A 386-nucleotide genomic window follows, 5' to 3' on the forward strand; every position below is an offset into this window, starting at 1 on the left:
GCCACTACTGGTACACAGGCTGCATCTGCATCAACGGCAATTATTAAGTTAATGGCTCGCGCACAAGATCGCTTACCTAATATCACATCAGTTAAAGATGTTTTTTATGTTAACCGTACTGTTGCATCGCATTTACGCTTAGCTGCACTTGAAAAGAGTTCGGCAGCAGTTACAATTGAACCGGCTATTAATCAGTTCGGTCAAAATATTCACCAACTTACGTTTTTGGGAACTCCTGTTAAAATCATGGATACTATCATCAACACTGAAGCAGCGATTTCTTAAGGAGAAATTATTATGTTTATTGATTCAAAACAAGCTTTCGCTGACGGTCAAGCCTTAACGGTTACAGCGGTTTCAACCAACGTTATTGATTTAGGCGTTGA

Annotated in this window: 1 protein-coding gene; it reads left to right on the plus strand. The window is 39.6% G+C overall.

Going from position 1 to position 386, the window contains the following annotated elements; all coding sequences use genetic code 11:
- Nucleotides 1-285, plus strand: a 285-nt coding sequence (locus D5S11_RS20020; protein ID WP_206504722.1) for a phage major capsid protein, incomplete at its 5' end; no start/stop codon positions are given.
- Nucleotides 286-386: the final 101 nt, after the last annotated feature.

Source organism: Bacillus sp. L75, from assembly GCF_003676355.1.
In the GTDB taxonomy this organism is placed as follows: Bacteria; Bacillota; Bacilli; order Bacillales; family Bacillaceae; genus Bacillus; species Bacillus velezensis.